This window comes from Ralstonia sp. 110700041-2, from assembly GCF_056280165.1.
In genome coordinates, this window is the sequence record NZ_JBSFAI010000006.1 from 310,611 (window position 1) to 317,456 (window position 6,846).

A 6,846-nucleotide genomic window follows, 5' to 3' on the forward strand; every position below is an offset into this window, starting at 1 on the left:
GTTTTTCAGACAGCGATCAATCGGATCAACGCATGCAAGGACAATGGGGGCTAGGGGCGCAATGAGCGTGCGCGTTGCGACACACAAGCGATTCATGGCGCTGGTCTGCCTGCTGGCGGCAATCTGCGTGACACCCGCCTGGGCGGCACACGGCTACGCCGAATATGGTGACCTCAAGTATCCGGCCGGTTTCTCGAACTTCGGCTATCTGAACCCGAAGGCGCCCATCGGCGGCATGCTGCTGCTCGGCAACCCAGACCGCCGCACGAGCTTCGACAAGTTCAATCCGTTCACGATCAAGGGAACGTCGGCGCCGGGGTTGAATCAGCTGGTCTTTGAAAGCCTGCTCATTACAAGCTGGGACGAAACCGCCAGCGGCTATGGTCTGCTTGCGGACGACGTGACGGTCGCCCCCGACGAGCTCTCGGTCACCTTCCACATCAACCCGCGCGCACGATTCTCCGACGGCGATCGCGTGCGCGCGTCCGACGTCAAATACTCCTACGACATGCTGATGGGCAAGGGGGCAAGCCCCGCCTACCGCAGCATGACCGCGGATGTGGCCAAGGTCACGGTGGTGGACGCGAGCACCATCCGCTACGACTTCAAGCGCAGGAACAAGGAGTTGCCGCTCATCGTCGGTGGGCTGCCGGTGTTCTCGCCAAAGTGGGGCAAGGGCAGTGGCAAGCCCGATGATCCGGACGGCGGCAAGGATGTCGCGTTCGACAAGCTGACCTTCCAGGACCCGGTCGCGAGCGGCCCGTATGTGATCGAGCGCTTTGACCCGTCGCGCGGCATTACCTTTCGGCGCAATCCCGCTTACTGGGGGCGTGACCTGAACGTGCGCCGTGGCTCGTTCAATTTCGAGCGCATTCAGTACAAGCTCTACAAGGACGAAACCGCCCGCCTGGAAGCGTTCAAGGCCGGCGAATACGACGCCATGGTGGAGTACCGTGCCAAGAACTGGGCCAAGAGCTATGTCGGCGTGAAGTTCCGCAGCGGCGAGCTGATCAAAAGCGAATTCCCGCATCGCAACGGTGCCGGCATGCAGGGTTTTGTGATGAACCTGCGGCGGCCGCTGTTCCAGGACCTTCGCGTGCGCAAGGCGCTGACGTTGGCGCTCGATTTCGAATGGCTCAATCGCCAGCTCTTCTATGGTGCGTATCGCCGGCTTGACAGCTACTTCGCCAACAGCGAGCTGGCCGCGTCGGATTCACTCACGGGCATGCCCAGCGCGGGCGAACTGGCGTTGCTGGAGCCAAGCTCGACCCAGAGGTGTTTGGCGTGCTGCCCGCACCCCCCCTCGACTGATGCTCCCAGCTCTCTGCGTGACAACCTGCGGCAGGCGCGTCGCCTGCTGGCCCAGGCAGGTTGGACATACTCCGATGGCGCGCTGCGCAACACCAAGGGCGAGCCGTTTGTCTTCGAGATGCTCGACGATGGCGGCGCCATGAGCCGCGTCATGGCGGCATATGCGCGCAACCTTGAGAAGCTCGGCATCCAGGTCAACCAGCGCATGACCGATTTCGCGCTCTACCAGAAGCGACTGGAAGAGTTTGATTTCGACATGATCTCGCTGCGCTTCCCCGATTCGCAAAGCCCGGGCAACGAGCTGAAGGACCGCTTCGGCTCCGCCGCAGCTGACGAGGCCGGCTCGGACAACGTGATCGGCCTGAAATCGCCAGCCGTGGACGCGCTGATCGACGATGTACTGCGTGCCAACAATCGCGACGAGCTGGTCACGGCTTCACGCGCGCTCGACCGCGTGCTGATGCGCGGCTGCTATGTGATTCCGCACTGGTATTCGGCCTCGCACCGTGTGGCTTACAACAAGAACCTGATGTACCCGGATCGTTTGCCGTACTACTACTCGGCCGAAGCCTGGGTGCTGACGGCTTGGTGGCGGACGCCGGACTCCGCCCAATCGGCTGCCAAATGACCGCATCGGTGACACCATGTTCGCGTACCTGATCAAACGGTTGCTGCTTCTGATCCCGACGCTGATCGGCGTGGTCACGCTGACGTTCGTCGTGATCCAGTTCGTGCCTGGCGGCCCCATCGAACAGATGATGATGGAGATGAAGGGGCGAGGCGGCGGAGGCGAGGCCAGCGGTGGCGGCGCGTTCGACTATCGCGGGCGTCGCGGCGTAGACGCCGAGAAGATCAAGGAAATCCGCGCGTTGTATGGCTTCGACAAGAGCCCCGTCGAGCGCTACTTCCTGATGCTCGGCCGCTTTGCGCGCTTCGACTTGGGCGAGAGCTATTTCCAGCACCGCAGCGTGTGGGATCTCATCAAGTCGAAATTGCCGGTATCGATTTCGATCGGGTTGTGGACGTTCTTTCTCACGTACCTGATAGCTGTGCCGCTCGGCATTGCGAAGGCCGTGCGTGCGGGCAGTCGGTTTGATCTGGTGACGAGCATCATCGTGCTGGTGGGGTATGCCATCCCGGGCTTCGTGCTGGGCGTGCTGCTGCTGGTGCTCTTTGGTGGCGGCACGTTCTTCCAGTGGTTCCCGATCCGGGGCATCACTTCCGACAACTGGGATCAGCTCAGCCTGCTCGGCAAAATCACGGATTACCTTTGGCACATCACGCTGCCTGTCATGGCGTCGGTGGTGGGCAGCTTTGCCGTCATCACCATGCTGACGAAGAACGCGTTCCTGGAGGAAATCCGCAAACAGTATGTGCTGACCGCGCGTAGCAAGGGCTTGTCGGAGCGGCGCGTGCTGTGGAAGCACATTTTCCGCAACGCGTTGCTGCCGCTGGTGACGGGCTTCCCGTCGGCCTTCATTGGCGCATTCTTCACAGGTTCGCTGCTCATCGAGCAACTGTTCTCGCTTGATGGCATGGGCCTGCTGTCGTATGAGGCGGTGATGCGACGCGATTATCCGGTCGTGCTCGGCACGCTGTACTTGTTCACGCTGATTGGCCTGGCTGCGCGGTTGATTTCCGACGTGTGCTACGTGCTGGTTGATCCGCGTATCCATTTCGGCTCGGTTGGGCGATAGGCGGGCCGGCGACCATGACCCAGTATTCGCGCACTTCAACGCATGCACCCAACACGGCAGCGCCACATCCGGTGCGCCACTCGCCGTCGCCGCTCAAGCGCGCGTGGCGGCGCTTCAAGCAGCATCGGCTGGGCTATTGGAGCCTGCTCATCTTCGTGGTGCTGTTCGTGCTCAGTCTGGGCGCCGAGTGCATCTCCAATGATCGGCCGCTGGTGGTCAGGTACCACGGCAACTGGTATTTCCCGATCGTGAAGGCATACCCCGAGATGACCTTCGGGGGGGATTTCCCCACACCGACGGACTACCTTGATCCGTTCATCCGGGACAAGTTCAAGGAGCCGGGAAGCTTTGCGATTTACCCGCCCAATCCGTATTCGTACGAGACGCTGAACTACTTTTCGAAAGAGCCCAATCCGGCGCCCCCTTCTGCGGAAAACTGGCTCGGCACAGATGATCGCGGCCGCGACGTGTTTGCGCGGCTGCTGTATGGCTTCCGTGTCTCGGTGCTGTTCGGGCTGGCGCTTACGGTGCTTGGCGTGCTGGTCGGCACGCTGACCGGCGCGCTGATGGGCTTCTTCGGCGGGCGCTTCGATATGGTGTCGCAGCGCCTGATTGAAATCTGGAGTTCGATGCCGGAGCTGTACCTGCTGATCATCTTCGCGTCGATCTTCACCCCCAGCCTTGGGCTGCTGATCATCCTGCTGTCGCTGTTCGGCTGGATGAGCCTGTCGGATTACGTGCGCGCCGAGTTCTACCGTAACCGCTCGCTCGACTATGTGAAGGCCGCGCGAGCGATGGGCCTGTCCAGTTGGCAGATCATGTGGCGCCACATCATGCCCAACAGCCTGACACCGGTGATCACGTTCCTGCCGTTCCGCATGAGCGCGGCCATTCTTGCGCTCACGAGCCTCGATTTCCTTGGCCTTGGCGTACCGCCATCCACCCCGAGCCTCGGTGAGCTGCTTGCCCAGGGTAAGGCCAACCTGGACGCGTGGTGGATCTCGCTGTCGACTTTCGTGGTGCTCGTGCTGACCCTCGTGCTGCTGACTTTCATGGGCGACGCGCTGCGCGATGCCTTCGACACGCGCCTGTCATTCGCGCAACTGCGCACGCGCCAGAAACCGGCGGGGGTGAAATGACCCGCGTCGATCTGCGTTCCTCAGCGCCGAAGTACGACGGCCCGCTGCTGCGCCTGGATGACCTGTGCGTGCATTTCGAATCCGAGCACGGCGAGGTGACGGAAGCCGTCAAGCATGTCTGCTTCGATTTGCACGCCGGCGAGCGGTTCGCGTTGGTGGGCGAATCCGGCTCGGGCAAGTCCGTCACCGCGCTATCGATCATGCGCTTGCTGGCCGACGCGCAATACAGCGGCCGCATACTGCTCGAAGGGCGCGACCTGCTGGCCGCCAGCGAGCGCGAAATGCGCGGCCTGCGTGGCGCCGACGTCGCCATGGTGTTCCAGGAACCGATGACAGCGCTCAACCCGCTGTACACGATCGGCAACCAGATCGTCGAAACGCTGGAATTGCACGAGGGACTGGACAAGCGCGCTGCCAAGGCACGTGCGATTGCGCTGCTGGAACGCACCGGCATTGCCGAGGCGCCGCGCCGGTTTGACGCCTTCCCGCACCAACTGTCGGGTGGTCAGCGCCAGCGCGCAATGATCGCCATGGCGCTGGCGTGCTCGCCCAAGCTCCTGTTGGCCGATGAGCCGACCACCGCGCTCGACGTGACGGTGCGCATGCAGATCCTGCAGTTGCTGCGCGAACTGCAGGCCGAGTTCGGCATGGCGATCATGCTGATCACGCACGACCTGAACATGGTGCGTGCCTTCGCCGAGCGCGTCGGCGTGATGGAGCGCGGCATCCTGGTCGAAACCGGCAGCACGGCCGACGTATTTGCCGCGCCCCAACATCCGTACACCGTGCGCCTGCTTGAGAGTCGTCCGCAGCGCGACGTGCTGCCGCTAGTGCCGCTTGCGCCCGTGCTGCTCGAAGCCGACAAGCTGACGGTCATCTACGAGCGCCATCGCCCCGGGTTTGCCGGCTGGTTCAGGGCAGATCCGTTCACCGCGGTCGATGCCGTGTCGCTGCAACTGCGCGAAGGCGAGACGCTCGGCATCGTGGGTGAATCCGGCTCCGGCAAGACCACGCTCGCGCAGACGCTGCTGGGTCTGCAAGCAGCAAAGAGCGGCGACTTGCGTTTCCTTGGCAACTCGCTGCTGCACATTTCGCGCGACGAGCGCCGCGCGGTGCGTGCGCGCATGCAGGTCGTGTTTCAAGACCCGTATGGCTCGCTGTCGCCACGCATGACGATTGAGGAGATCGTCGGCGAAGGACTGGCACTGCACCAACCGCATGTCAACGTTACAGAGCGGCGCCACCGCGTGATCGAGGCGCTGCGCGAGGTCGGCCTCGACCGCACGGCGCTGGGCCGCTATCCGCATGAGTTTTCAGGCGGGCAGCGCCAGCGCGTCGCCATTGCCCGAGTGCTTATCCTCAAGCCGCAGCTGCTGGTGCTGGATGAACCGACTTCGGCACTTGACGTGTCGATCCAGCAGCAGGTGCTCTCGCTGCTGTCTGCCCTTCAGAAAAAGTACAACCTGTCGTATCTGTTCATCAGCCACGACCTTGCTGTCATCCGCGCGATGTCACATCGCGTGGTGGTGATGAAGGATGGAAAAGTGGTGGAAGAGGGCGACACTGAAGCGGTATTGGCGTCGCCTTCGCACCCCTATACCTGCAAGCTAATGGCGGCGGCTTCGCTCATCCCCACCCGGGATAACCCGTAAAATCCACCGTTTTCGCCCTAGGGCAGTGCAGTTTAGATGCGCTGTTTTTGTAAGAATGCGCATCTAAAGTCATGTCTAAGTACATGATTTGCATGTGGATTCCGAGGAATTTGTAACGACCTTTGACAAGTCAACGTGTCACTTTTATCATCCTGCGAGATTGTTTTAACAAGATTCGGACTGTTCTCATTTGCGGCGGCGTATGTGCGCCGCATCATTACAAGTTTCCGAGGGAGAACCAATGCAGCATTTCGTACTTCATTCCATGGCGCGCCTGGCGGTAGGGGTTGTGATCGGCTGCGGCGTGATGCTGTCGAATGCAGTGCATGCTGATACGGTCTTCAAAGACACGGAAGTCCGCGCCGACGTCAAGCCCGAGGCCAAACCGGGCCTCATCTCAAACGTGATGAGCAAGACCGGCGACGTCGTCATGAACGCTCTGGGCATGATCGGGCTGCGCTACCGTTTCGGCGGCAACACGCCGGAATCGGGCCTCGACTGCAGCGGCTTCGTCCGCTACGTCTTCAACGATACTTTCGGCTTCCTGCTGCCGCGTCGCGCCGTGGAAATGAGCCGCGTTGGCACCAGCGTGGACACGGCGGAACTGCGTCCGGGCGATTTGGTGTTCTTCAACACCATGCGCCACACGTTCTCGCACGTCGGCATCTATATCGGCGACAACAAATTCGTGCACGCTCCCTCCACCGGCAGCAAGATCCGCGTGGATGACATGACCGCTTCGTACTGGGTGACACGCTACAACGGCGCCCGCCGCATCGAGGGCAAGTCCGGTGCCGCAATCAAGGACGGCGCCGACAACTTTGTCGAGCAACTCAAGCGTGTCGACCCGAATGCCGCCGGCAAGCCGCTGGCAATGTACGGCGGTTGATTCGCTCTGATGCGCATCACGCAATAGAAAAAAGACCGCCGCGGCGGTTTTTTTTGTTGCCCGTGACCCGTCCTGAATAAGGTTGACACTTTTTCCCCGCCAGGGAGTGAGGGTCAAGATGGACGGGCAGAAGAAGCGAACGCAGAGGGACTACACGC

Annotated in this window: 5 protein-coding genes; all 5 read left to right on the plus strand. The window is 61.7% G+C overall.

Going from position 1 to position 6,846, the window contains the following annotated elements:
• Positions 1-94: 94 nt before the first annotated feature.
• The 5 genes from ACUXH0_RS11660 (at position 95) to ACUXH0_RS11680 (ending at position 6,688) form a co-directional block, all read left to right on the plus strand.
• On the plus strand, positions 95-1,939 hold the full coding sequence (locus ACUXH0_RS11660; RefSeq protein WP_259393771.1) for an extracellular solute-binding protein: 1,845 nt from the start codon (positions 95-97) through the stop codon (positions 1,937-1,939).
• A 16-nt stretch (positions 1,940-1,955) separates the two neighbouring features.
• A complete protein-coding gene (locus ACUXH0_RS11665) occupies positions 1,956-3,008 on the plus strand; it encodes a microcin C ABC transporter permease YejB (RefSeq protein ID WP_004626214.1) in 1,053 nt (350 codons plus the stop codon).
• 14 nt (positions 3,009-3,022) lie between these two features.
• Positions 3,023-4,147, plus strand: coding sequence for an ABC transporter permease (locus tag ACUXH0_RS11670; RefSeq protein WP_004626216.1), 1,125 nt, complete (start codon positions 3,023-3,025; stop codon positions 4,145-4,147).
• Complete coding sequence (locus ACUXH0_RS11675; RefSeq protein WP_012435294.1) at positions 4,144-5,799, plus strand: ABC transporter ATP-binding protein; 1,656 nt, start codon at positions 4,144-4,146, stop codon at positions 5,797-5,799. Before ACUXH0_RS11670 ends, ACUXH0_RS11675 begins: the two co-directional genes overlap by 4 nt.
• A gap of 241 nt (positions 5,800-6,040) precedes the next feature.
• On the plus strand, positions 6,041-6,688 hold the full coding sequence (locus ACUXH0_RS11680) for a C40 family peptidase (RefSeq protein ID WP_004626223.1): 648 nt from the start codon (positions 6,041-6,043) through the stop codon (positions 6,686-6,688).
• The last annotated feature ends 158 nt before the right edge of the window (positions 6,689-6,846 follow it).

Coding starts and splice junctions, on each gene's coding strand:
- ACUXH0_RS11675 (WP_012435294.1), top strand. CDS start 4,144: ATGACCCGCGTCGATCTGCGTTCCTCAGCGCCGAAGTACGACGGCCCG.
- ACUXH0_RS11680 (WP_004626223.1), top strand. CDS start 6,041: ATGCAGCATTTCGTACTTCATTCCATGGCGCGCCTGGCGGTAGGGGTT.
- ACUXH0_RS11670 (WP_004626216.1), top strand. CDS start 3,023: ATGACCCAGTATTCGCGCACTTCAACGCATGCACCCAACACGGCAGCG.
- ACUXH0_RS11665 (WP_004626214.1), top strand. CDS start 1,956: ATGTTCGCGTACCTGATCAAACGGTTGCTGCTTCTGATCCCGACGCTG.
- ACUXH0_RS11660 (WP_259393771.1), top strand. CDS start 95: ATGGCGCTGGTCTGCCTGCTGGCGGCAATCTGCGTGACACCCGCCTGG.